Source organism: Crenalkalicoccus roseus (genome assembly GCF_004761865.1).
Lineage (GTDB): Bacteria > Pseudomonadota > Alphaproteobacteria > Acetobacterales > Acetobacteraceae > Crenalkalicoccus > Crenalkalicoccus roseus.
Map to the genome: position 1 here is coordinate 1 of NZ_SJDM01000038.1, position 22,218 is coordinate 22,218.

22 protein-coding genes and 2 tRNA genes are annotated in these 22,218 nt (G+C 77.5%); 15 read left to right on the forward strand and 9 right to left on the reverse strand.

Features of this window, described 5'->3' with window-relative positions:
- Positions 1-173: 173 nt before the first annotated feature.
- The 8 genes from ET526_RS16890 to ET526_RS16925 form a co-directional block, all read right to left on the reverse strand.
- Entirely contained in the window at positions 174-1,073 is a 900-nt protein-coding gene (locus ET526_RS16890) for an SDR family NAD(P)-dependent oxidoreductase (RefSeq protein ID WP_456305120.1), read from the reverse strand.
- Between the two features lie 61 nt (positions 1,074-1,134).
- The gene (locus tag ET526_RS16895) at positions 1,135-2,034 is read right to left on the reverse strand and encodes a lipid A biosynthesis lauroyl acyltransferase (RefSeq protein ID WP_135469214.1); all 900 of its coding nucleotides are present in this window, start codon (positions 2,032-2,034) and stop codon (positions 1,135-1,137) included.
- 2 nt (positions 2,035-2,036) lie between these two features.
- A complete protein-coding gene (locus tag ET526_RS16900; RefSeq protein WP_135469216.1) occupies positions 2,037-3,059 on the reverse strand; it encodes a zinc-binding dehydrogenase in 1,023 nt (340 codons plus the stop codon).
- A gap of 4 nt (positions 3,060-3,063) precedes the next feature.
- Positions 3,064-4,344, reverse strand: coding sequence for a beta-ketoacyl-ACP synthase (locus ET526_RS16905; RefSeq protein ID WP_135469218.1), 1,281 nt, complete (start codon positions 4,342-4,344; stop codon positions 3,064-3,066).
- Positions 4,341-5,525 (reverse strand): beta-ketoacyl-ACP synthase, encoded by a 1,185-nt coding sequence (locus ET526_RS16910; RefSeq protein WP_135469221.1) that lies wholly within the window; start codon positions 5,523-5,525, stop codon positions 4,341-4,343. Before ET526_RS16910 ends, ET526_RS16905 begins: the two co-directional genes overlap by 4 nt.
- Complete coding sequence (locus ET526_RS16915; RefSeq protein WP_135469223.1) at positions 5,522-5,983, reverse strand: 3-hydroxyacyl-ACP dehydratase FabZ family protein; 462 nt, start codon at positions 5,981-5,983, stop codon at positions 5,522-5,524. Before ET526_RS16915 ends, ET526_RS16910 begins: the two co-directional genes overlap by 4 nt.
- Positions 5,984-6,009: 26 nt before the next feature.
- Positions 6,010-6,297, reverse strand: coding sequence for an acyl carrier protein (locus ET526_RS16920; RefSeq protein ID WP_135469225.1), 288 nt, complete (start codon positions 6,295-6,297; stop codon positions 6,010-6,012).
- An 82-nt stretch (positions 6,298-6,379) separates the two neighbouring features.
- Positions 6,380-6,468 (reverse strand) — tRNA-Leu (locus ET526_RS16925).
- Between the two features lie 118 nt (positions 6,469-6,586).
- On the opposite strand from ET526_RS16925, the gene ET526_RS16930 reads away from it, so the two are divergent.
- The 4 genes from ET526_RS16930 (at position 6,587) to ET526_RS16945 (ending at position 10,194) form a co-directional block, all read left to right on the forward strand.
- The gene (locus ET526_RS16930) at positions 6,587-6,811 is read left to right on the forward strand and encodes a hypothetical protein (RefSeq protein ID WP_135469227.1); all 225 of its coding nucleotides are present in this window, start codon (positions 6,587-6,589) and stop codon (positions 6,809-6,811) included.
- Positions 6,808-7,938 carry an alpha/beta fold hydrolase gene (locus ET526_RS21325; protein ID WP_158295622.1) on the forward strand — a complete coding sequence of 377 codons (1,131 nt, stop codon included), beginning with the start codon at positions 6,808-6,810 and terminating at the stop codon, positions 7,936-7,938. Before ET526_RS16930 ends, ET526_RS21325 begins: the two co-directional genes overlap by 4 nt.
- A gap of 43 nt (positions 7,939-7,981) precedes the next feature.
- Positions 7,982-8,752, forward strand: a complete 771-nt coding sequence (otsB, locus tag ET526_RS16940; protein ID WP_135469230.1) for a trehalose-phosphatase — start codon at positions 7,982-7,984, stop codon at positions 8,750-8,752.
- A gap of 74 nt (positions 8,753-8,826) precedes the next feature.
- Positions 8,827-10,194 (forward strand): alpha,alpha-trehalose-phosphate synthase (UDP-forming), encoded by a 1,368-nt coding sequence (locus ET526_RS16945; RefSeq protein ID WP_135469232.1) that lies wholly within the window; start codon positions 8,827-8,829, stop codon positions 10,192-10,194.
- 58 nt (positions 10,195-10,252) lie between these two features.
- Here the strand turns inward: ET526_RS16945 and ET526_RS16950 are convergent, their stop codons facing one another.
- On the reverse strand, positions 10,253-10,876 hold the full coding sequence (locus tag ET526_RS16950) for a glutathione S-transferase family protein (RefSeq protein WP_135469234.1): 624 nt from the start codon (positions 10,874-10,876) through the stop codon (positions 10,253-10,255).
- 173 nt (positions 10,877-11,049) lie between these two features.
- Between ET526_RS16950 and ET526_RS16955 the strand changes: the two genes are divergently transcribed.
- The 11 genes from ET526_RS16955 (at position 11,050) to selD (ending at position 22,168) form a co-directional block, all read left to right on the forward strand.
- Positions 11,050-11,532: a disulfide bond formation protein B gene (locus ET526_RS16955; protein ID WP_135469236.1), complete on the forward strand. Its 483-nt coding sequence runs from the start codon at positions 11,050-11,052 to the stop codon at positions 11,530-11,532.
- A complete protein-coding gene (locus ET526_RS16960) occupies positions 11,529-12,083 on the forward strand; it encodes a demethoxyubiquinone hydroxylase family protein (protein ID WP_135469240.1) in 555 nt (184 codons plus the stop codon). Before ET526_RS16955 ends, ET526_RS16960 begins: the two co-directional genes overlap by 4 nt.
- Positions 12,084-12,169: 86 nt before the next feature.
- On the forward strand, positions 12,170-12,640 hold the full coding sequence (locus ET526_RS16965; protein WP_135469242.1) for a YybH family protein: 471 nt from the start codon (positions 12,170-12,172) through the stop codon (positions 12,638-12,640).
- 62 nt (positions 12,641-12,702) lie between these two features.
- Complete coding sequence (gene selA / locus ET526_RS16970) at positions 12,703-14,082, forward strand: L-seryl-tRNA(Sec) selenium transferase (RefSeq protein WP_135469244.1); 1,380 nt, start codon at positions 12,703-12,705, stop codon at positions 14,080-14,082.
- Positions 14,079-16,010, forward strand: coding sequence for a selenocysteine-specific translation elongation factor (selB, locus tag ET526_RS16975; RefSeq protein ID WP_135469246.1), 1,932 nt, complete (start codon positions 14,079-14,081; stop codon positions 16,008-16,010). The genes selA and selB overlap by 4 nt, the downstream gene beginning before the upstream one ends.
- Positions 16,011-16,023: 13 nt before the next feature.
- Positions 16,024-16,119 (forward strand) — tRNA-Sec (locus ET526_RS16980).
- Positions 16,120-16,140: 21 nt separating this feature from the next.
- Positions 16,141-17,037 (forward strand): NAD(P)/FAD-dependent oxidoreductase, encoded by an 897-nt coding sequence (locus tag ET526_RS16985; protein ID WP_135469248.1) that lies wholly within the window; start codon positions 16,141-16,143, stop codon positions 17,035-17,037.
- A 137-nt stretch (positions 17,038-17,174) separates the two neighbouring features.
- Positions 17,175-17,693 carry a UGSC family (seleno)protein gene (locus ET526_RS22715; protein ID WP_456305121.1) on the forward strand — a complete coding sequence of 173 codons (519 nt, stop codon included), beginning with the start codon at positions 17,175-17,177 and terminating at the stop codon, positions 17,691-17,693.
- A 158-nt stretch (positions 17,694-17,851) separates the two neighbouring features.
- On the forward strand, positions 17,852-18,895 hold the full coding sequence (locus tag ET526_RS17000; RefSeq protein ID WP_135469254.1) for a hypothetical protein: 1,044 nt from the start codon (positions 17,852-17,854) through the stop codon (positions 18,893-18,895).
- On the forward strand, positions 18,892-19,869 hold the full coding sequence (locus tag ET526_RS17005) for a hypothetical protein (RefSeq protein ID WP_135469256.1): 978 nt from the start codon (positions 18,892-18,894) through the stop codon (positions 19,867-19,869). Before ET526_RS17000 ends, ET526_RS17005 begins: the two co-directional genes overlap by 4 nt.
- A 73-nt stretch (positions 19,870-19,942) precedes the next feature.
- Entirely contained in the window at positions 19,943-22,168 is a 2,226-nt protein-coding gene (gene selD / locus ET526_RS17010; RefSeq protein ID WP_135469258.1) for a selenide, water dikinase SelD, read from the forward strand.
- The last annotated feature ends 50 nt before the right edge of the window (positions 22,169-22,218 follow it).

A 22,218-nucleotide genomic window follows, 5' to 3' on the forward strand; every position in this document is an offset into this window, starting at 1 on the left:
TGGATCAGGTTTGTCCACGCGGCTTAGGGCGGATCCCGTCCGGGCGGATCCGCCGGAACGGGTGAAGATGCCCGCGCATCAAGGCTGCAGCATGGTCCGCCAAAGCGGATCACGCCGCAGCGCCCGATCCGCGGAGGCGGCGGGCCGGCCGCCCAGCGGGGGCGGAAGCGCGATCAGGAAGGCGGGACCGCGCCGCGGCCCCGCTCCTCCGCCAGGATGGCGCGCAGCCCCTCGCGCCAGGTCGGGTAGCGCCAGGCGATGCCGAGCGCGGCCTTGGTCGCGGCGTTGGCGACGCGGCGGTTCTCCGCCCAGAAGCTGAGGGCCATGGGGGACATGGTGCGCAGCGCCTCCTCGAAGGGCAGGGCCGGAGGCGGCGGCAGCCCGAGCAGGCGCGCCGCCTCCTCGAGCACCGTCGCGCTCTCCGCCGGCGCGTCGTCCACGAGGTGCAGCACGCGCAGCCCCGCGGGCGGCGCGGTGCGGATGGCGGCGAGCACGGCGTGGGCGATGTCGTCGCGGTGGATGCGGCTGAAGGCGTGGCCCGGCTTCAGCACGCGCCGCGCGGTGCCGGCGCGCAGCGCGTCGAAGGGGCTGCGGCCCGGCCCGTAGATGCCGCCCGTCCGGAACAGGTCCACGGCCAGCCGCGGGGCGAAGGCGGCCCAGGCCCGCTCGGCCTCCAGGCGCCGCCGGGTGCGGGGCTGGCCGGGGGCGGGCGGCGTCGCCTCGTCCACCCAGCCGCCGCCGCGGTCGCCATAGACGCCGGTGGTGGAGAGATAGCCGATCCAGCGGAGCCGCGGCGCGGCGGCGATGGCCGCGGCATGGGCGGCGAGCACCGGATCGCCCGCCTCGCCGGGCGGGGCGGTGACCAGCAGATGCGTCGCCCGCGCGATCGCCGCCCCGGCGGCGCCGAAGGGCAGCACCGTCACGCCGGGCGGCGGCAGGGCGGCGGCCGGGTCGCGCGCCGTGCCGGCCACCTCAAGGCCCTGCGCCGCCGCCTCCCGCGCCACCGCCGCCCCGCTGTAGCCGAGCCCGGCCACCAGCAGCGAGACCGGCTCGGTTCCGTTCCCCATCGTCATGGCGCCGATCTGGCCCCGGCCTGCCGCCCCGGCCAGGGGGGAGCCGCGGGCCGGCCGCCGCTCAGCGCCAGCGGCGGTGCATCCACAGCCACTGGCCGGGATGCTCGCGCACCCAGCCCTCGACGATGCGGTTGAGCAGCGCCGTCGCCGCCTCGACATCCACCTGGCCGCGCGCGTCGCGCGGCAGCGCGATGGCCTCGGTCAGCTCCAGCCGGAAGCGCCCGCCGGGCAGGCGGATGGCGCGGGCGCCGTGCACCGGGCAGTCGAAGCGGCGGGCGAGGCGGGCGATCAGCGGGTTGGAGGCGGCGGGGCGGCCGAAGAAGGGCACGCGCGGGCCGCGGCCGAAGCGCTGGTCGATCAGCATGCCGACATGCAGCCCCTCGTCCAGCGCCTCCAGCATCCTGACCGGGGCGGTGGGGGAGGCGGCGATCAGCCGCCCCATCATGGCGGCGCGCAGCGCCAGGATCTCCGCCGCCACGCGGGGGTTGTTCGGGGTGCGGTAGAGCACCGCCGAGGGCAGGCCGTGCCGCGCCGCCGCCACCGCCGGCAGCTCCCAATTCGCCAGGTGCGCGGCGAAGAGCAGCGCCGGGCGGCCGTCATCGCGCAGCGCCAGGTAGCGCGCCATCGCCTCGGGCGCGACCTCGATGCGGCCCGCTCCCGGCCGGTCGGGGTCGAAATCCCACAGCCGGTCCATGTGCACGTATTCGCAGGCAGTGCGGCCGAGATTGTCCCAGGCCTCGCGCGCGATGCGCCGGTGCTCCGCCGCCGGCAGGTCGGGAAAGGCATGGCGGATGTTGTCGAGCGCGACGCGGTGCACCGGCGTCAGCGGGCCGAGCAGTCGCGCCACGCGCCCGCCGAGGTTCGACGCCGTGTCGGGGTCGAGCCGGCGCAGCAGCGCGAAGGTCCAGCGCACCAGCGCGGCGACGACCGCGTCCCCCGCCTGCTGCAGCCGGGCGCGCATGCTCAGAGCGTGACGACGATCTTGCCGAAGACGCGCCGCGATTCCAGGCGCCGCAGCGCCTCCGGGAAGGAATCGAGCGGCGCCACCGTGTCGAGCACCGGCCGCACCCCCTCCGCCATCCGCGCCAGCCCGCTGGCGAGGCGCGAGAGCGGCGCGCCGAAGGAGCCGGTGATGCGGAGCTGGCGCTGGAACAGCATCATCAGGTTGGTCTCGGCGGCGACGCCCGAGGTGCTGCCGCAGGTCACCAGCCGCCCGCCCATGCGCAGGGAGAGCAGCGAGCCGGCCCAGGTGGCGGCGCCGACATGCTCGAACACCACGTCGACGCCGCGCTTGCCGGTGACGCGCCGCGCCACCGCCTCGAAGCGGTCCTTCGCGTAGTTCACCACGTGATCGGCGCCGAGCGCGCGGGCCTTCTCGCACTTCCCGTCATCGCCCGCGGTGGCGATGACGGTGCAGCCGACCGCCTTGGCGATGCGGATGGCGGCGCTGCCGATGCCCGAGCCCGCCGCGTGCACCAGCACGGTCTCGCCGGGCTCCAGGCGGGCGTTGTCGAACAGCATGTGCTCGACGGTGGAGAAGGTGATGCCGGCGCAGGCCGCGTCCTGCGTCTCCACCGCGTCCGGCACCGGCACCAGCAGCCGCGCCGGCTGGTTGGTGAGCTCCTGCGCGAAGCCGTCGAGGTGGAAGCCCCGCACGCCCTGCACCCTCTCGCAGAGGTTGTCCCGCCCCTCGCGGCAGGCGCGGCAGGCGCCGCAGGTGATGGCGCCGTAGGGCACGGCGCGCTGGCCGGGACGCCAGCCTTCCACGCCCTCGCCCACCGCCGCCACCTCGCCCACCGCCTCGGCGCCGACGGTCAGCGGCAGGCTGCGCTTCGCGAAGGCCATGCCGCGCCAGCCCCAGACGTCGATGTGGTTCAGCGCCACCGCGCGGATGCGGAGCTGCACCTCCCCCGGCCCCGGCGGGGGCGGGGGCGGGATGTCCACGAGCCGCGCGTCGCGGTCGGCGAAGAGGCGCAGCGCGCGCATCGGCTCAGCCTGGCTCGGCGCCGAGGACGAGGCACACATTCTGCCCGCCGAAGCCGAAGGAGTTGGAGAGCACGTGGCGCACCCTCGCCCGGCGCGCCGCGTTCGGCACCACGTCGAGCGGGATCGCGGGATCCGGCGTCTCGTGGTTGATGGTGGGCGGCAGCATCCCGTCGCGGATCGCCAGCAGGGCGATCGCCGCCTCGATCGCGCCGGCGGCGGACAGCGTGTGGCCGGTCATGGACTTGGTGGAGGAGATGGGCGGCGGCGCCTCGCCGAACACGGCGAGCATGCCGAGCGTCTCCATCTTGTCGTTCTCCGGCGTGCCGGTGCCGTGCGCGTTCACGTAGTCGATCCGCCCCGGGTCGAGCCCGGCATCGGCGATCGCCGCGCGCATGGCGCCGATGATCGCGCCGCCATCGGGGTTGGAGCGGGTGCGGTGGAAGCTGTCCGCCCGCTCCCCGCAGCCGAGGACGAGGCCGAGCACCCTGGCGCCGCGCGCCCGCGCCGCCTCCAGGCTCTCCAGCACCAGCGCCGCCGCGCCCTCCGCCATGACGAAGCCGTCGCGGGTCTTCTCGAAGGGCCGCGCGGCGCGGGCGGGGTCCTCGTTGCGGGTCGAGAGGGCGGAGAGCAGGGAGAAGCGGATCAGCGTCTCCGGCTGCAGGCTGCCCTCGGCGCCGATGCAGAGCGCGGCCTCCGCCTCGCCGCGGCGGATCGCCTCGACGCCGAGCTGGATCGCGGTGGCGCCGGTGGCGCAGGCGGTGGAGACGGAGATCGGCGCGCCGCGCGTGCCGAGGTGGTCGGCCAGCCGCTCCCCGATGCCGGCGAACAGCGCGCCCTCGAACAGGTCCCGCCGCCCCTCGGCGGCCGCGACCAGGTCGGGGTAGCGCGGCGCCGCCCCCGACCGCGCCGCCTGCCGCGCCAGCGCCAGGCGGTGCGGCCATTCCACCTCCACCGGCGGCATGCCGAGCAGGAGCGGGCCGGGGAAGCCGCCGCGCCCGCCGATGCCGGCCTGGGCCAGCGCCTCCTCCGCCGTCAGCGCCGCCAGCCGCTCCACCCGCTCGGGGGAGGGGAAGGGGTCGCGCCCCGCCTCCTCCGGCAGGTCCACCTGGCCGGCGATGGTGGTCTTGAGGTGCTCGGTCGGGAAGCGGGTGATGCGGCGGATGCCGGAGCGGCCGGCGAGCAGCCCCGCCCAGCTCTCCTCCGCGCCGAGGCCGAGCGGCGTCGCCATGCCGATGCCGGTGACGGCCACCAGCGGCCGGCCGAGATGGTCGCGCGTCGCGCTCATGCGGACCCCTCCGCGCCGGGGGCGTCGAGCAGCGCCAGCGCCTCGCCGCGCCACATGCCGAAGCCGGTGACCAGCGCCTGCGGCGCCTGCCCGGCGGCGATGGCGAGGGCGGCGAGGCCGAGATTGGCCGGGAAGGCCGCCTCGATCCCGTGGCCGAGCAGGTCGGCGGTGAGGTGCAGCGCCCCCCGCGCCGGCCCCTCCGCCGCGAGCCAGTCGAGGAAGCCGAACTCCTCCCGCGTCGGCCGGGCGACGCCGGTCGCGCCCGAGAACACGGCGTGGCCGGGGCGGAGGCGCGGCAGCAGCGGACCGGCCAGGGCGCGCGCCGCGGCGCCGGCGCCGTCCCCGCCGCGGCGGCGGGCGGCGGTGGTGGCGAGGGCGGCGAGGCGGGCGAGGCCGCGGGCGCCGCGCGCCCTGGCATGCGCCGCCGTCTCCAGCACCAGGAAGGCGCCGAGGCTGCCGGTGACCATGCCGCCGCTGCGCGCCAGCCGCTCGCGCAGCGGCGCCCAGGGGCCGCGCCACAGCACCCCACCCCCAGCATAGGTCAGCAGCATCTCCCAGCGCGGGGCGCTGTAGGCGGCGCCGACCAGGGCGATGCCGGGCTCGGCGCTGCCCTCGGCCAGCCGGGCCAGGGCGACGCGCGCCGCCTCCGCCCCCGCCTGCTCCTCGCCGAGGAAGGTGCGGGAGGAGCCGCCGATCCCGTGCACGATCGAGATGTTGCCGGCGAGCAGGTTGGAGAGCTGGGCGAGGAACAGCGTCGGCCGGAGCCCCGAGGCCAGGCGCTGGTTGAGCAGCGGCGCCGCCTCCGCCGCCGGCAGGGGCGCGAGCTCGGCCGCGATGCGCTCGTCGAGCGCCGTGTCGCGCTCCCCGCCGCCGGCGGCGACGAGCAGGTGCATCCCGCCCGCCCGGTCGCGCGCCCCGGCATGGTCCAGCGCCAGCCCGGCGGCGTAGGTGCCGAGGCGCTGCCAGGCCTCCATCTGCCGCTGGTCGCTCCGCTTCGGGATCTGCCGGTCGAGGTCGAGGGCGGGCAGGGGGTGGATGGGGAAGGGGGCGAAGCCCGTCTCGTCCAGCACCGGCCGCCCCCCCTCCAGCGCCGCGAGGTGCGGCGCCGCCCCCTCGCCGAGCGAGGAGGCGAGGCCGACGCCGGTGATCCACACCTCCTCGGGCGCGTGTGGTCGGGTCATGGGGCGGGCACTCCGGGCAGGCCGATGCGCGCGGCCTGGGCGCGCATGGCGGCCGCGAGCTCCGGCGAGGGGAAGTCGAGCAGGCGCAGCGTCAGCCCGGCATCGCAGATGCGCCGGCCCCCGGCGCTGATCCGCCCCTCGGTGACGGCGTAGCCCGAGCCCTCGTGCACCAACGCGGCCTCCACGGAGAGCGCCGCGCCGGGGGCGACGAAGCTGCGCAGCTTCGCCTCCCGCACCTGGGCGAGGAAGGGCATGCGGGCGAAGCCGAGGCGGTGCAGCAGCAGGTAGCCGGAGGCCTGCGCCATCGCCTCCACCAGCAGAACGCCGGGCAGGATGGGGTGGCCGGGGAAGTGGCCCTCGAAGACCGGGCTCGCCTCCGGGACCCGCGCCTCGGCGGCGAGCCGCTCCGGTCCCGCCTCGGTGACGTGGTCTATCATCTGGAAGTATTCGAGGCGCATGCCGCCTTCCCGCCCGGCGCGGCGGCTCAGCCGCCGGCGGCCTTGGCCGCCACCAGCTCCTCGATCCGCGCCGCCAGGTTCTTCATGACGAAGTACTGCTCGGCCGGCGCCTTGCCCTGGTTCACCTCCTGGGTCCAGGCCTCGACCGGCACCTTGATGCCGAACGCCTTGTCGATGGCGAAGACGATGTCGAGGAAGTCGAGGCTGTCGATGCCGAGGTCGTTGATGACATGGCTGTCCGGCGTGATGGTCTCGCGCGGGACATCGCTGGTCTCAGCGATGATGTCGGCGATGCGGTCGAACGCCGAGGCCATGGGGGATCTCCGGGCAGGCACGGGAGGAGGGAAGGAGGGCGGTCTTTGGCGCCATCCGGCCCCTTTGGCAAGCGCCGGGGCCTGGTAGGGGCGGCCGGACTCGAACCGGCAAGGCCCTTCCGGGCCGGGGCATTTTGAGTGCCCTGCGTCAACCAATTCCGCCACGCCCCCGCCGCGCGGCGCCGCCGCTCTAGCATGGAGGAAGGCGGGGCGTGAAGCGGCGCGCTTGCCCTCCGGCGGCGCGGGCGGCACACCCCGCCCGGCGGAGCCGAGGACAGGCGAGAGGGACATGCGCCAGTCGGACCACCCGAAATACCCCCTGCCGGACGAGCCGGGCCCGCGCGCCGTCTATGCCGGCCGCGGCCTGCGCGCCGTCGTCCTCCGGCAGGAGGACGGCCGCTACCGGATCCGGGGTGGCTCCTGGCTCGACGGCGCCGAATGCGTCACCGCCGCCGCGGCGGCGTTCTGGCTGAAGAAGCTCGGCCTCGGCTTCGCCGGCTGGGAGCGCGCGTGAGCCCGCCCGGCCCGCGGGAGGAGGGGGCGGTGCCGGCGGGGTGGGGCCTGGCGGGGCTTCCCCGCCTCCCGCCCGCCCCCTTCGCCCTGCTTGACGCCGCCCGCCGCCGGGCCGCGCGCGCCTCCGGCGCCGCCCCGGAAGCGACGCCCTGGCGCGTCGCCGCGGCGCTGCCGGGGGCGCGGCTGCGCGCCTACCAGCCGGCCGGGGAGGGGCGGGGAAAGCCGGCGCTGCTGATCCTGCCCGCGCCGATCAAGAGCCCCCGCGTCTGGGACCTGCTGGCGGAGGTTTCCGTGGTGCGGCGCTGCCTCTCCGGCGGCCTGCGCGTCTACCTGCTGGAATGGCTCGACCCGGAGGGCGAGGCGCGCGGCTTCGGCCTCGCCGACTTCGCGGAGCGGCTGCCCCTCGCCGCCCTCGACGCCATCGCGGGAGAGACCGGGGAGGGGGCGGCGGTGCTGGCCGGCCACTCCCTCGGTGGCACCCTCGCCGCCATCCTCGCCACGCTGCGGCCGGAGCGGGTGCGCGCCCTGGCCCTGATAGACGCCCCCCTCGCCTTCGGGCCCGCGCGGGGTGGGCCCCTGGCCCGGGCGGTGGCCGCGGCGCCGCCGGCGCGGCTGCTGCGCGCCCTGGCGGGGGAGCCGGTGCCCGGCTCCTTCACCGGCCTGCTCGCCGCCGCCGCGCTGCCGGAGGCCTTCGTGCTGCAGCGCTGGGGCGACCGGGCGGCGAGCCGCGGCGACCCGCTTGCCGCCGCCATCCATGAGGGGGTCGAGCGCTGGGTGCTCGAGGAGCTGGCGATGCCGGGCCCGCTGTTCGAGGAGGTGCTGGAGCGCCTCTACCGCGAGGACCGCCTCGCCCGCGGCACGCTCACCATCGGTGGGCGGCGCACCGGCCTCGCCCGGCTGCGCTGCCCGGTGCTCGCCCTGGTGAACCCCCCGGGGCTCGTGGTGCCGCCCGCCTCGATGCTGGAGGGGCTGGCGGCCGCGCCGGCGGGGCCGCCGCGGCGGGTGCTGCGCTACGAGGGGGAGGCGGGGCCGGCGCTGCAGCATCTCGGCCCGCTGGTCGGACCCGCGGCCCATGCCCGGCTCTGGCCGGAGATCGCCGCCTGGATGGCCGCGCCGGCGCTCACATGAATGCGAAGCAACATTCGCCCCGGGGAGGCCATTCTCGCCCCGTATGACCGGCCCCCTCGTCCTTCCGCCCCCGCCGCTGCTGCCTGGCCACCCGCCCCTGACACGGGCGGCGCTGTTCCTGGATTTCGACGGCACGCTGGTGGAGATCGCGCCGCGCCCCGACGCGGTCGCGGTGCCGCCGGACCTGCCGCCGCTGCTGCACGCCCTCGCGCGCTGCCTCGGCGGGGCGCTCGCCGTGGTCAGCGGCCGCCCGCTCGGCGACCTCGACCACTTCCTGCCGGTGCCGATCGCCAAGGCGGGCGACCACGGCGCCGCCATCCGCCCCGATCCGGAGGCGCCGCCGGAGGTGCCCGACCTGCCCTCGCCCCCGCCGCGCTGGCGCGTGCAGGCCGCCGACCTGGCCGCCCGCCACCCCGGCGCGCTGATCGAGGACAAGGCGCACGGCTTCGTCCTGCACTACCGCCTCGCCCCCGACGCGGCGGCGGAGGCGAAGGCGCTGATGAGCGAGCTGGTCTCCGAGGCGCCGGCGCATTTCACGCTGCTCGAGGCACGCATGGCCTGGGAGATCCGCCCGCGCGGCCCCTCCAAGGGCGGCGCCGTGCGGCGGCTGATGGCGCGCCCGCCCTTCGCCGGGCGCGTGCCCGTCTTCATCGGCGACGACGTCACCGACGAGGAGGGCATGGAGGCCGCGCGCGACCTTGGCGGCCACGGCTTCCGGCTGCAGGACGCCTTCGGCACGCCCGCCGCGCTGCGCGACTGGCTGTCCGCCGCCCGGCGTGGCATGACCGGGCGCAAGGAGGCGCCGGCGGGCTGACCGGCGCGGATGCCCGCCGGCCGGCCATGTCGCGCCCGCCGCGCCGCGCAGCAACAAGACCGGGAGAGAATGCCATGGCCGTCCGGCTCGTGATCGTGGCGAACCGCGTGCCCAATCCGCGCGAGCGCGCCGCGACCGCCGGCGGCCTCGCCGTGGCGCTGCGCGACGCGGTGGCGCGCCGCGACGCGATGTGGTTCGGCTGGAGCGGCGCCACCGCCGCGGCCACCGCCGCCGAGCCGCGCGTGGCGCAGCATGGGCGGCTGACACTCGCCACCCTCGACCTCGGCGAGCAGGATTACCGCCACTACTACCGGGGCTTCTCCAACGCCACGCTGTGGCCGACGCTGCACTACCGGCTCGGCCTCGCGCAGTTCTCGCGCGAGGACTATGCCGGCTACCGCGAGGTGAACCGCGCCTTCGCCGCGGCGCTGGCGCCGCTGCTCCGCCCCGACGACCTGGTCTGGGCGCACGACTTCCACCTCTTCCCGCTGGGCGCGGAGCTGCGCGCGCGGGGCTGCGGCCAGCGGCTCGGCTTCTTCCTGCACGTGCCCTTCCCGCCCTACGACCTGTTCTGCGGCCTGCCGCGCGCGCAGGAGCTGGTGGCCGACCTCGCCGCCTACGACGTGATCGGGGTGCAGACGGAGCAGGACGCCGCCAATCTGCGCGGCGCGCTGGCCGCCATCGGCCAGGCCGGGGCGGCGGCGCGCGTCGGCGCCTTCCCGATCGGCATCGACGCCGACGGCTTCACCCGCCTCGCCGAGCGCGCCGAGCGGGCACCGGAGACGGAGCGGCTGCGCCAGAGCCTGATCGGGCGCGGCCTGGTGATCGGCGTCGACCGGCTGGACTACACCAAGGGCCTGCCGCACCGCTTCCGCGGCTACGCCCAGCTCCTCGCCCGCTTCCCGCAGCACCGCGGGCAGGTGAGCTACCTGCAGGTGGCGCCGGTCTCGCGCGGGGACGTGGCGCAGTACCGCAGCCTGCGGCGGGAGCTCGACGAGTGGGTGGGGCGGATCAACGGCCAGCACGCCGAGCCGGACTGGACGCCGCTGCGCTACATCACCCGCGCCGTCTCCCGCCCCACCCTGGCGGGGTTCATGCGCCTCGCGCGCATCGGCCTGGTGACGCCGCTGCGCGACGGCATGAACCTGGTGGCGAAGGAGTACATCGCCGCCCAGGACCCGGAGGACCCCGGGGCGCTGGTGCTCTCCCGCTTCGCCGGCGCGGCGCCGGAGCTCGCGGGCGCGCTGCTGGTCAACCCCCTCGACCCCGACGAGATCGCGGAGCGGCTGGACGAGGGCCTCTCCATGCCGCGGGAGGAGCGGGCGGCGCGCTGGCGGCCGATGGCCGAGGCGGTGCGCCAGGGCACGGCAAAGGCGTGGTGCCGCGCCTTCCTCCGCGCCCTGGAAGGCACGGCGAGCGTGGCCGAGGCGGCGGCGGCCTGAGGCGCGGCCGCGCCCGCTCCGCCGCCCACGGGAGCGACGGCGCGACCCCTGGCGGGGGCTAGCTCATCGGCACCGCGACGTGCTTGGCATAGGCCGGGCGCTGCAGCAGCCGCCCGTACCAGGCGCTGAGGCGCGGCATCTCCGGCCGCTCGATCGGCAGCGAGAACCAGCGGTGCAGGAAGCCGCCGAGCGCCATGTCGGCGATGGAGAACCCCCCCGCCGGATGGTCGCGGTCGGCGAGCCGCGCCTCCAGCATCCGCCACAGCCGCGCCGCCTCGGGCAGGGCGCGCGCCACCGCCGCCATGTCGCGCTCCGCCGCGGGCGTGCGGACGAAGGTCCAGAACAGCACGCGCATCGGCTCGCCGAGCGAGGCGAGCTGCCAGTCCATCCACCGCTCGACATCGGCGCGCGCCTCCGGCGCCTCGGGGTAGAAGGCGTTGCCGCCGGGCTGGGTGCGGCAGAGGTAGCGCAGGATGGCGTTGCTCTCCCACAGGGTGAAGCCGCTCGGCATCACCAGCGTCGGCACCGTGGCGTTCGGGTTCATCGCCAGGTAGTCGGGGTCGCGGGTGCGGCCGAAGGCGCCGCCGGCCTCGATCCGCTCGAAGGGCAGGGCCAGCTCGTCGAGCAGCCACAGCACCTTCATCACGTTCACCGAATTGGCGCGGCCCCAGAGGGTGATCATCCGCCGTCTCCCTTCCCAGCGCGGCGGCGCGGGCGATGGCGCGCCCGCCGCGGCGCTGCACATAGGGCAGATCGCGGGCGGCTGGAAACGCCCCCGGGAGACGGGCGCGGCCCGGCCCGGCGGCGCCCGCCCGCCGCTTGCGCCGGCCCCGGCCGCGCGCGATGTAGGCGCCGATGTCCGCCGCCCTGGCCCTCGCGCTGCTCGCCGCCGCCGCCCCCATCCTCGCCCTCGCCAGCGAGGGGCTGCTCGGCCTCGCCCCCTGCGCGCTCTGCCTCTGGCAGCGCTGGCCCTACTGGGCGGCGGCGGGGCTTGCCCTCGCCGCGGCGCTGGCGCCGCGCGGGGCGTGGCGGCGCGGCCTGCTCGGCGCGGCCGGCGTCGCGGTGCTCGCCTCGGGTGCGATCGCGGCCTTCCATGCGGGGGTGGAGCAGGGCTGGTGGCCCTCGCCGCTGCCCGGCTGCCAGGTGCCGCTGGCGGCGCCGGGGGCGAGCGTGGAGGAGATGCTCCGCGCCCTCGCCCCGGCGCCGAGCAAGCCCTGCGACGCGCCCGCCTACCCGGTTCCCGGCCTGCCGGTCTCGATGGCGCAGATGAACCTCGCCTACGCGCTTGGCCTCGGCGGGATCGCCCTCATCTGGGCGGCGAGAGGAGCACGCCGATGACGAGGACGATAGGCGAGGGCAGGCTGCCCGGGGATCCGACGCCGCGCGAGGTGGTGGAGCGGATCATCCGCGTGGACCACGCGGGCGAGTACGGCGCCAAGCGCATCTACCAGGGCCAGCTCGCGGTGCTGCGCGGCACGCGCTGGGAGCCCCTGCTGCGCCACATGCAGGAGCAGGAGCAGGTCCATCTCGACAGCTTCGCCAGGCGCATCGCCGAGCGCCGGGTGCGCCCGACCGCCCTGCTGCCGCTCTGGCACGTCGCCGGCTTCGTGCTCGGCGCCGGCACCGCGATGCTCGGCCACCGCGCCGCCATGGCCTGCACCGTGGCGGTGGAGGAGGCGATCGACGAGCACTACGCCGCGCAGGAGCGCGCGCTCGGCGAGGACGAGGCGGCGCTGAAGCAGGACATCGCCCGCTTCCGCGCCGAGGAGCTGGAGCACCGCGACATCGGCCTCGAGCACGAGGCGGAGCAGGCCCCCGCCTACCGCCTGCTCTCCGCCGTCATCAAGGCCGGCTGCAAGGTGGCGATCCGGGCGAGCGAGCGGATCTGAGCCGCCCGGGCCGCGCCTCCGCCCCTGGCGCACCGGGGCGGAACCGGCGAGGCTGCCGCTTCCACCCGACATCCGCGAGGCCCGCCATGACCGTCCCGCCGCTGCCCGAGGCCGACGCCGCCACCGCCGCCTCGGTGAAGGACTGGCTCGCCCGCTTCGCCGCCTGCGTGCGGGAGGTGGACTACGCCGCCGCGCGCCCCTTCTGGCACCAGGACATCGTGATCTTCGGCACCTATCAGGAGCTGGTGCGGGGCCTCGACGCCTGGACCGAGCGGCAGTGGGACAATGTGTGGCCGCGCACCGAGGGCTTCGCCTTCGACCTCGACGCCACCGTGGTCCTCGCCTCGCCCGACGGGGGGATGGCGGTGGCGATCGCGCCCTGGACCAGCACCGGCTTCCACCCGGACGGCACGCCCTTCGACCGGCCGGGCCGGGCGACGCTGGTGCTGCTGCGCCACGCCGGGGGCGAGGGCTGGCTCGGCGTGCACTCCCACATGTCGCTCGCCCGCGGCGTGCCGCAGGACAGCCACGGGAGGCGGCCGGTGAAGGCGCGCTGATCCCCCGCCCTTGCGTTCCGCGCCCGCCCGGCTTTGCTGCATGGCGGAGGAACGCCGCGCCGATGGACACGCCCCCCGCCCGCCGCATCCCCTCGGTGCACGAGGTCCTGCGCAGCCCGGCCGGGGCGCTGGCCGCCGCGCGCTTCGGCCACCGCGCGGCCGTGGCGGGCATCCGCCGCGCGCTCGCCGCCCTCCGCCCCGCCCTGCGCGCCGGCGAGGCGCCCGCCCCCTCGGCCGGGGAGGTCGCGGCCGGCGTGCTGGCGGCGCTGGAGCGGGAGGAGGCGCCCTCCCTCCGCCCGGTGCTGAACCTGACGGGCGTGGTGCTGCACACCAATCTCGGCCGCGCCCTGCTGCCCGAGGCGGCGGTCGAGGCGGCCATGCGCGTCATGCGCGCCCCGGCGGCGCTGGAGTTCGACCTCGCCACCGGCGGGCGGGGCGAGCGCGACGACCATGTGCGCGGCCTGATCCGCGAGCTGACCGGCGCCGAGGACGCGCTGGTGGTGAACAACAACGCCGCCGCCGTGCTGCTGGCCCTGGCCGGGCTGGCGGCGGGGCGGGAGGTGGTGGTCTCGCGCGGCGAGCTGATCGAGATCGGCGGCGCCTTCCGCATGCCCGCCATCATGCAGGCGGCGGGCACGCGGCTGGTGGAGGTCGGCACCACCAACCGCACCCATCCCGCCGACTACCGCGGCGCCATCGGCCCGGCGACGGCGCTGCTGATGAAGGTGCACACCTCCAACTACGTGATCCGCGGCTTCACCGCCGCCGTGCCGCCGCGCGAGGTCGCCGCCATCGCGCGCGCCGCCGGCCTGCCCTTCCTCGACGATCTCGGCTCCGGCACGCTGGCCGACCTCGCCGCCTTCGGCCTCCGCCACGAGCGCACGGTGCGCGAGGCGCTGGCGGAGGGCGCCGACCTCGTCACCTTCTCCGGCGACAAGCTGCTGGGCGGGCCGCAGGCGGGCTTCGTGGCCGGGCGGCGCGCGCTGGTGGCGCGGCTGGCGAGGCATCCGCTGAAGCGCGCCATGCGCCTCGACAAGATCCGCCTCGCCGCGCTGGAGGCGACGCTGCGCCTCTACCGCGACCCGGACCGCCTGGCGGAGCGCCTGCCCACGCTCCGCCACCTGACGCGGCCCGCGGCCGAGATCCGCGCCCGGGCGGAGCGCCTCGCCCCGCCGCTCGCCGCCTGGGCGGGCGGGGGCTGGCGCGTCGAGGTGGTGGCCTGCGAGAGCATGATCGGCTCCGGCGCCCTGCCGCTCGAGACGCTGCCGAGCGCGGGGCTGGCGCTGCGCCCGGCGGCGGAGGGCGGCGCGGCGGCGGAGGCGATGGCGGCGCGCCTGCGCGCGCTGCCGGTGCCGGTGATCGGGCGCATCGCCGAGGGGGCGGTGCGGCTCGACCTGCGCTGCCTGGACGAGGACGCGGCGCTGCTCGCGGCGCTCTCATGATCGTCGGCACCGCGGGGCACATCGACCACGGCAAGACCAGCCTGGTCCGCGCGCTGACCGGCGTGGACACCGACCGGCTGCCGGAGGAGAAGGCGCGCGGCATCACCATCGACCTCGGCTTCGCCTACGTGGAGGCGCCGGGCGGCGGCGTGCTCGGCTTCGTGGACGTGCCGGGGCATGAGCGGCTGGTCCACACCATGATCGCCGGCGCCGCCAGCATCCGCTACGCGCTGCTGGTGGTGGCGGCCGACGACGGGGTGATGCCGCAGACGCGCGAGCACCTGCAGATCCTGGAGCTGCTCGGCCTGCGCGAGGGCGTGGTGGCGCTGACCAAGGTGGACCTGGTGGACGCGGCGCGGCGCGAGGCCGCCGCGCGCGAGGTGCGCCGCGCCCTGCAGGCCACGCCCTTCGCCGGGGCGCGGCTCTACCCGGTCTCCTGCGCGACCGGGGAGGGCATCGCGCCGCTGCGCGAGCACCTGTTCGAAGCGGCGGCGCGGCACGTCCCGGCCGCCGCCGGCGGGGCGCTGCGCTTCGCGGTGGACCGCTGCTTCAGCCTGCCCGGCGCCGGCACGGTGGTCACCGGCTCGGTCGTCGCGGGCCGGGTGGCGGCGGGGGAGGAGGTGCTGGTCCTGCCCGCCGGGCTGCGCGCGCGCATCCGCGCCCTGCACGCCGCCAACCGCCCCGCCGCGGCGGCCGTGTCCGGCGAGCGCTGCGCGCTGAACCTCGCCGGGCCCGGCATCGCGCGGGAGGCGGTGGGCCGCGGCGACTGGGTGGTGGACCCGACGCAGGCGGGCATGACCGCGCGGCTCGACGTGGAGCTGCGGCTGCTGGAGAGCGAGCGCGGCCCCCTGCGCACCTGGACGCCGGCGCATCTGCACCACGGCGCGGGCCAGGTGCCGGCGCGCATCCTGCTGCTCGCCCCCGAGACGCTGCGGCCGGGGGAGACGGGGCTGGCGCAGCTCGTGCTGGAACGCCCCCGCCCGCTGCGCCACGGCGACCGGCTGGTGCTGCGCGACGCGAGCGCCCGGCGCACCATCGCCGGCGCCGTCGTGCGCGACCCCCGCGCGCCGGAGCGCCGCCGCCGCAGCCCCGCCCGCCTCGCCCTGCTGCGCGCGCTCGGCGAGGCGGAGCCGGCCGCCGGGCTGCGGCGCCTGCTCCACCTGCCGCCCTTCGTGCTGGACCTCGCCGCCTTCGCCGCCGATCGTGGCCTGACCGTGGCGGAGCGCGACGCCGCGGCGCGGGCGGCCGGGGCGCTCCGCCTCGGCACGGAGGCGGCGCCGCACGCCGTCTCGCCCGCGGGCCTCGCGCGGCTGCGCGAGGAGGTGGAGGCGACGCTCGGCGCCTTCCACCGCCGCCAGCCGGAGCAGCCCGGCATGACGCCGGAGGCGCTGCGCCTCGCCCTGCCGACGCGCCTGCCGCCCGCCGCCCTCGACGCCCTGCTCGGCGCGCTGCAGCGCGAGGGCGCGGTGCTGGCCGAGGCGCCGCATCTCCGCCTGCCGTCGCACCGGCCCGAACTCGCCGCGCGGGAGGCGGCGCTGTGGGCGCGCATCGCGCCGCTGCTGGAGGCCGCGCCCTTCCGCCCGCCGCGTCTGCGCGAGATCGCCGCCACGCTGGGCGCGCCGGAGGCGGCGGTGCGCCGCGCCTGCAAGCAGGCGGCGCGGATGGGCAGGCTGGCGGAGCCGGCGCCGGACCACTTCTATCTCCGCCCCGCCCTGGCGGCGATGGCGGAGGCGGCGCGGCGCCTCTCGGCGGAGAGCCCGGACGGCTTCACCGCGGCGCAGTTCCGCGACCGCCTCGGCACCGGGCGGGCGCAGGCGATCGAGGTGCTGGAATATTTCGACCGCCGCGGCCTGACGCTCCGGCGCGGCGAGCTGCGGCGGGTGGTGAGGGACCCGGCGGCGCTGTTTGGGCCCGCCGGCGGCGCGTGATAGACCGGGCGGCGGAGGGGAGACGCTTCCGGTGAGGCGGCCGGACTTCAAATCCGGATGGGGCCGTCGGACGGCCCTGGGTGGGTTCGACTCCCATTCTCCTCCGCCATCCGCGCCGGGGGGCTGATCCATGTCGCGCCAGTGGGATGTCGTGGTGATCGGGGCCGGCGCGGCGGGGCTGAGCGCGGCGCGCGCCGTCGCCGCCGCGGGGCTCTCCTGCCTCTGCCTCGACCGGCTCGGCCCCGGCGGGGCGCTGATGAACCTCGGGCCGCTGCACCACCTCCCCGGTGGGAAGGCGGGGCCGGACCTCGCCGCCGAACTCGTGGAGGCGGCGACCGCCGCCGGCGCCGAACTCGGCTTCGGGGAGGCGCGCGCGCTGACGGGCGGCCCGCCCTGGGCGGTGGCGACCGGGGAGGAGACGCACCTGGCCCGCGCCGTGATCCTCGCCCCCGGCCTCGCGCCGGGGCGGCTCGGCGTGCCGGGGGAGGAGGCGTTCGAGGGGCGGGGCATTTCGCACTGCGCCGCCTGCGACGGGCCGCTCCACCGCGGCGAGGAGGTCGTGGTCGCCGGCGGCGACGCCTGGGCGGGGCAGGAGGCGCTCGACCTCGCGGCGCTGGCGCGGCTTGTGACGCTGGTGCATCCCGAGGGCGCGCCGCCGCGCCTGCCGGCGGCGCCGCCGCCGAACCTCGCCCTGCTGCCGGGCCGCGTCGTCGCGCTGGAGGGCGATGGCGGGCTCGCGGCGGTGCGCGTCGCGACCGGCGGGGCGGAGCGGCGCCTTCCCGCCCGCGCCGTCTTCGTGCAGTGCGGCCGCGCGCCCGCGCTCGGCTTCGCGGAGGGCGCGGTCGCGCGCGACGCGGCGGGCCATGCGCGGGTGGACGCGGCGATGGCGGCCGGCGCCGCCCTCTTCGCCGCCGGCGACGCGCGTGCCGGCGCGCCGCAGCGCGCCGCCGACGCCATCGCCGATGGCGTGCGGGCCGGCGAGGCGGCGGCGCGGCTGCTGAAGGGGCTTGGCAGCGGCGCCGGATAGGGCTTCGATACCGGCAGGGCGGATCGCGGAGGGCCGGCAACGGCCGGGGCGCGCATCCGCTCCGCAAGCAAGAATCCGGAGCCGTGTCCGCGATCGCGGCCAAGTGCGGACGGCTCCAGGCGGGAGGAAGCCGGCGGATGCGCATCGTCAATCCGAGCTTCGGCCTGGCGCCGGCGGGCGCCGAGCAGGCCGCTTCCGGCGCCGTGGACTGGCGCGAGGACCCGATCCTGCTCTTTTCCAACGCCAAGCCCAACGCCAAGGAGCTGCTGGAGGGGCTGCGCGACAGGCTCGCCACGATCCGGCGCGTGGACAATGTGGACTTCGTCCACAAGAACAGCGCCAGCCAGCCCGCCCCGCCGGAGCTGATCGAGGCGGCGGCGCGCAAGTACCGCATCGCGCTGCTGGCGCTGGGCGACTGAGGCTCCTGCTCATCGTGGAGTTTCCACGACAGCGTCGAGTTGCGGAAGCGGGGCGTGCACGGCGTGCTGATCGCCACCGAGACCTTCCGTCCCCTGGTCCTCGCCCAGGCCAAGGCCCGCCGGCTTGAGCCGCACCTCATCACCGTCCGCCACCCGGTGGGCGGGCTGAACGCCGAGGAGCTGGCCGAGCGGATCGAGGCCGCCTTCGCCGGCCTGCGGCAGGAGATGGGCGCCTGACATCAGCCGCCCGGATGCCCGACGCCTCCGGGCGGGAGCGCGGCCTGGGCCGCGGGCGCCATTCGGCGCCTCGGCGCCGCCCGATGGGCGGTGCCGCCGGTAGGAGACGCGCGGCGGGAACGACCTCCCGCCGCCCCAGCAGCCGAGGGTTCGCGCGCATGCAGGACGCCGCCGAGGCCGAGATCATCGAGATCGGCGACCTCTCCCCGGAGGAGTGGACCGACTACGCCATCGCCCAGGGCTGGAGCGACGGGCTGCCCCTCGCCATCCCGACCGAGGCGGCGGTGGAGCGCCTCGTCGCCCTCTGCCGCGGCGACAACGAGCCCTTCCCGCCCATCTCCCCGCGCCAGGTGGTGCCCACCCTGAGGAGCCTCGCCGCCAACGCGGTGATGGCGGGCTGCCGGCCGGACTACTTCCCGGTCGTGCTCGCCGCGCTGCGCGGCGTGCTGCGGCCCGAGTACAACCTGCACGGCACGCTGGCGACGACGCACCCTTGCGCGCCCATGGTGCTGGTCAGCGGCCCGGCGCGGCACGCGCTCGGCCTCAATTGCGGCACCAACTGCTTCGGCCAGGGCAACCGCGCCAACGCCACCATCGGCCGGGCGCTGGAGCTGATCCTGCTCAACATCGGCGGCGCCAGGCCCGGCGTGATGGACCGCGCCACCCAGGGCTCGCCGGCGAAGTACAGCTTCTGCTTCGGCGAGAACCAGGAGGAAAGCCCCTGGGCGCCCTACCACGTCCGCCGCGGCTTCGCGCCCGAGGACAGCGTGGTGACGGTGATGGCCGGGGAGGGGCCGCACAACATCAACGACCACGCCAGCACCACGGGCGAGGGCATCCTCACCACCATCGCCCAGTCCATCGCCCAGCCCGGCTCCAACAACATCTACGGCAAGGGGCCCTACGTGCTGGTGCTGGGGCCGGAGCACGCGGCGACGCTCGCCCGCGACGGCTGGACCATCGAGGCGCTGCAGCAGGCGCTGTTCGAGCGCGCGCGCGTCCACGTCTCCCGCGTCTCGCCGGAGAACGTCCGGCAATACGTGGATTCCGGCCACCCGCCGGTGGACGACCACCTGCTGCTCGCGCCGACGCCCGAGGACATCCACATCCTGGTCGCCGGCGGCGCGGGCAAGCATTCCGCCTGGATCCCCTCCTTCGGCGGCACCGCGGTGTGTTCCGTGAAGGTGCGCGCCCCCGCATGACCGGCGACGGGGAGACGCCCCTCTTCCCCGAGGACACGCCCTGGGAGGAGGCGCAGGCGGCGCTCGAGGCGCTCGGCCTCGGCGACGGGCTGCCGCTGGTGCCGCCGACCGCGCGGCGGATGGCGCGGATGCTCGGCGCCGTCGCCGCGCCGGATGCCCCGCTCGGCCAGGTGCCGCCGCTGTTCGGCGCGCTGACGCCGCGCGCGGTCGCCTATCAGTGCGTGCTGGCCGGCTGCCTGCCGGCGGAGCTTCCGGTGGTGCTGACCGCCGCGCTCGCCGCGCTGGAGCCGGAGTTCAACCTGCTCGGCATTCAGACCACCACCGGCACCCCGACGGTCGCGCTCGTGGTGCACGGGCGGGCGGCGCGCGACCTCGGCATGAATGCGGGCGGCAACTGCCTCGGCCCCGGGAACCGCGCCAATGCCTGCCTCGGCCGCGCGCTCCGCCTGGTGCTGCAGAACATCGGCGGCGCCCGGCCCGGCGTCACCGACATGGCGACCATGGGCCAACCCGGGAAATACACCTTCTGCTTCGCCGAGGCCGAGGGCGGGCCCTTCCCGCCGCTCCCCGTCCGCCGCGGCCTGCCGGACGGGGAGGGGGCGGTGACGGTGCTCGGCGTCTCCGGCACCGCCGAGGTGCTGCCCCTCGGCGGCGCGGCGACGCCCGAGGCGGTGCTGCGCCCCCTGCTCGCCGCCATGCGCGGCACCTGGGAGGCGGCCTCGGGCGGCAGGGAGCGTCCGGGCGGCGAGCAGGTCTTCCTGCTGCCGCCGGAGATGGCCGGCATCCTCGCCGCCGCCGGCTGGGACCTCGCCGCCCTGCGGTCCTGGCTGTTCCGCGAGGGCGGCGAGGCCGTCGTCCGCGCGCCGGAGGACATCCACCCGCTGCTCGCCGGCGGGGCGGGGGTGAAGATGACGCATCTCGCCCCCTGGGCCGGCGGCACCCTCTCCGTGACGCGGCCGCTGCCGCGCGGCTGACGGGGCCGGGTCGCCGGCCCGGGCGGAGCGCCAGGGCCTCGTCCCGCGCGCCGCGACGCGATACCACCCTCGGATGCTTCGGGCCCCGACCAAGACGACGCCGCGCCCCCTCGCCGGCGGGCGGCACCTCCTGCTGGTGGGCGGCGGCCATGCCCATCTCGGCGTGCTGCGCGCCTTCGCCATGCGGCCGGAGCCGGGCCTCACCCTCACCCTGGTGGCGAGGGAGCTGGACGCCCTCTACTCCGGCATGCTGCCCGGCCTGGTCGCCGGCCTCTACCGGGAGGAGGAGTGCCGGGTGGACCTGCTGCCGCTCGCCGCCGCCGCCGGGGCGCGGCTGATCCACGACAGCGCGGTGGGCCTCGACCTCGCGGCGGGGCGCGTGCTCTGCGCCCGCCACCCGTCGCTCGGCTTCGACCTGCTCTCCCTCGACATCGGCTCGGACTCCCGGCTCGACGTGCCCGGCGCGGCGGAGCACGGCCTGCCGGTGCGCCCGATCGGCAGCTTTCCGGCCCGGCTGGAGGCGGCGCTGGCCGCGCTCGGCTCCGGCACGCCGCGGTTGGCCGTGGTGGGCGGCGGGGCGGGCGGGGCGGAACTCGCCCTCTCCCTGCGCCGGCGCCTCGCCGCCGGCGGACGGCCCGCGGAGGTGGTGCTGCTCGCCGGCCACGCCCTGCTGCCGCGCGCCGGCGCCCTGGCCCGCACCGTGCTGGGGCGGGCGCTGCGCCGGCGCGGCATCCGGGTGCTGGAGGGGGCGGAGGTGACGCGCGCCGGGCCGGAGGGGCTCGCCCTCGCCGACGGGCGGCAGGTGGCATGCGACCTCGCCCTCTGGGCCACCGGCGCCGCCGCCCCCGCCTGGCTGGCGGAGACGGGGCTCGCCCTCGACCCACAGGGCTTCGTCGCGGTGGACGCGGCGCTGCGCTCGGTCTCCGACCCACGGGTCTTCGCCGCCGGCGACGTCGCCGCGGTGCTGCCCCATCCGCGCGAGAAGGCCGGGGTCTACGCGGTGCGCCAGGGCAGGCCGCTGGCGGCGAACCTCCGCCGGGCGCTGCGCGGCGAGGCGCTGCGCCCCTTCCGCCCGCAGCGCCACGCCCTGGCCCTGATCGGCACCGGGGACGGGGAGGCGGTGGCGCTGCGCGGCCGCCTCGCCCTCTCCGGCGCCTGGCTGTGGCGGCTGAAGCGGCGCATAGACCGGCGCTGGGTCGAGGGCTTCCGTGTCCCCGCGGCCATGCCGGCGGAGGAGGAGGAGGCGCCGATGCGCTGCGCCGGCTGCGGCGGCAAGGTGCCGGCCGAGGCGCTCTCGGCCGCGCTGCGCCGCCTGCCCGCCCTGCCTGGGCGTGGCGACATCCTGCTCGGGCTGGAGGCGCCGGACGACGCCGCGGTGCTGCTGCCGCCGGAGGGCGAGGCGCTGGTGCAGACGGTGGACATGTTCCGCGCCTTCCTCGGCGACCTGCACCTGTTCGGCCGCATCGCCGCCAACCATGCGCTCGGCGACATCCATGCCATGGGGGGGCGGCCGCTCGCCGCGCTCGCCATCGCCGCCCTGCCCCACGGCCCGGCGGCGCGGCTGGCGGAGGACCTGCACGCCATGCTCGCCGGCGCGCAGGAGGTGCTGGAGGCGGAAGGGGCCCGCCTGGTCGGCGGGCACAGCGCGGAGGGGGCGGAGATCGCGCTCGGCTTCGCCGTCACCGGCGCGGTCGCGCCGGCGCGGCTGCTGCGCGCCTCCGGGCTGCGGCCGGGGGACCGGCTGGTGCTGACCAAGCCGCTCGGCACCGGCGTGATCCTGGCCGCGGCGATGCGCGGCGCGGCGCGCTCGGCCTGGCTGGAGGCGGCGGTGGCCTCGATGCAGCGTTCCTCCGGCCCCGCGGCGCGGGTGCTTGTGGAGGCGGGCGCTACCGCCTGCACCGACGTGACCGGCTTCGGCCTGCTCGGACATCTCGGCGGGATGCTGCGCGCCTCCGGCCTCGCCGCCCGGCTCGATCCGGAGGCGGTGCCCCTGCTCGCAGGGGTGCGGGAGGCGCTGGCGCGGGGCATCCGCAGCACGCTGCACGAGGCGAACGCCGCCGCCGTGGCCGGGCTGCTCGACCCCGCCCTGCTGGCGGCGCCGGAGCGCGCGGCGCTGCTCGATCCGCAGACCGCGGGCGGGCTGCTCGCCGGCGTGCCGGCGGCGCGGGCGGCGGCGTGCCTCGCCGCGCTGCGCCGTCTGGGCTGCGAGGCGGCGGTGATCGGCACGGTGGAGCCGGGGCCGCCGCGCCTGCGCCTCGGGCCGGAGGCGGTGCCGGCCGCGGTGCCGGTGCCGGGGTGACGCCGGCGCCCCGCCGCCCCAGATCCGGGGGCGACCAAGGAAGGGATCGC

What these genes read in the sequence shown, in the direction of transcription:
- ET526_RS16890 (WP_456305120.1), bottom strand. Translation starts at nt 1,073, where the DNA reads ATGACGATGGGGAACGGAACCGAGCCGGTCTCGCTGCTGGTGGCCGGG.
- ET526_RS16895 (WP_135469214.1), bottom strand. Translation starts at nt 2,034, where the DNA reads ATGCGCGCCCGGCTGCAGCAGGCGGGGGACGCGGTCGTCGCCGCGCTG.
- ET526_RS16900 (WP_135469216.1), bottom strand. Translation starts at nt 3,059, where the DNA reads ATGCGCGCGCTGCGCCTCTTCGCCGACCGCGACGCGCGGCTCGTGGAC.
- ET526_RS16905 (WP_135469218.1), bottom strand. Translation starts at nt 4,344, where the DNA reads ATGAGCGCGACGCGCGACCATCTCGGCCGGCCGCTGGTGGCCGTCACC.
- ET526_RS16910 (WP_135469221.1), bottom strand. Translation starts at nt 5,525, where the DNA reads ATGACCCGACCACACGCGCCCGAGGAGGTGTGGATCACCGGCGTCGGC.
- ET526_RS16915 (WP_135469223.1), bottom strand. Translation starts at nt 5,983, where the DNA reads ATGCGCCTCGAATACTTCCAGATGATAGACCACGTCACCGAGGCGGGA.
- ET526_RS16920 (WP_135469225.1), bottom strand. Translation starts at nt 6,297, where the DNA reads ATGGCCTCGGCGTTCGACCGCATCGCCGACATCATCGCTGAGACCAGC.
- ET526_RS16930 (WP_135469227.1), top strand. Translation starts at nt 6,587, where the DNA reads ATGCGCCAGTCGGACCACCCGAAATACCCCCTGCCGGACGAGCCGGGC.
- otsB (WP_135469230.1), top strand. Translation starts at nt 7,982, where the DNA reads ATGACCGGCCCCCTCGTCCTTCCGCCCCCGCCGCTGCTGCCTGGCCAC.
- ET526_RS16945 (WP_135469232.1), top strand. Translation starts at nt 8,827, where the DNA reads ATGGCCGTCCGGCTCGTGATCGTGGCGAACCGCGTGCCCAATCCGCGC.
- ET526_RS16950 (WP_135469234.1), bottom strand. Translation starts at nt 10,876, where the DNA reads ATGATCACCCTCTGGGGCCGCGCCAATTCGGTGAACGTGATGAAGGTG.
- ET526_RS16955 (WP_135469236.1), top strand. Translation starts at nt 11,050, where the DNA reads ATGTCCGCCGCCCTGGCCCTCGCGCTGCTCGCCGCCGCCGCCCCCATC.
- ET526_RS16960 (WP_135469240.1), top strand. Translation starts at nt 11,529, where the DNA reads ATGACGAGGACGATAGGCGAGGGCAGGCTGCCCGGGGATCCGACGCCG.
- ET526_RS16965 (WP_135469242.1), top strand. Translation starts at nt 12,170, where the DNA reads ATGACCGTCCCGCCGCTGCCCGAGGCCGACGCCGCCACCGCCGCCTCG.
- selA (WP_135469244.1), top strand. Translation starts at nt 12,703, where the DNA reads ATGGACACGCCCCCCGCCCGCCGCATCCCCTCGGTGCACGAGGTCCTG.
- selB (WP_135469246.1), top strand. Translation starts at nt 14,079, where the DNA reads ATGATCGTCGGCACCGCGGGGCACATCGACCACGGCAAGACCAGCCTG.
- ET526_RS16985 (WP_135469248.1), top strand. Translation starts at nt 16,141, where the DNA reads ATGTCGCGCCAGTGGGATGTCGTGGTGATCGGGGCCGGCGCGGCGGGG.
- ET526_RS17000 (WP_135469254.1), top strand. Translation starts at nt 17,852, where the DNA reads ATGCAGGACGCCGCCGAGGCCGAGATCATCGAGATCGGCGACCTCTCC.
- ET526_RS17005 (WP_135469256.1), top strand. Translation starts at nt 18,892, where the DNA reads ATGACCGGCGACGGGGAGACGCCCCTCTTCCCCGAGGACACGCCCTGG.
- selD (WP_135469258.1), top strand. Translation starts at nt 19,943, where the DNA reads ATGCTTCGGGCCCCGACCAAGACGACGCCGCGCCCCCTCGCCGGCGGG.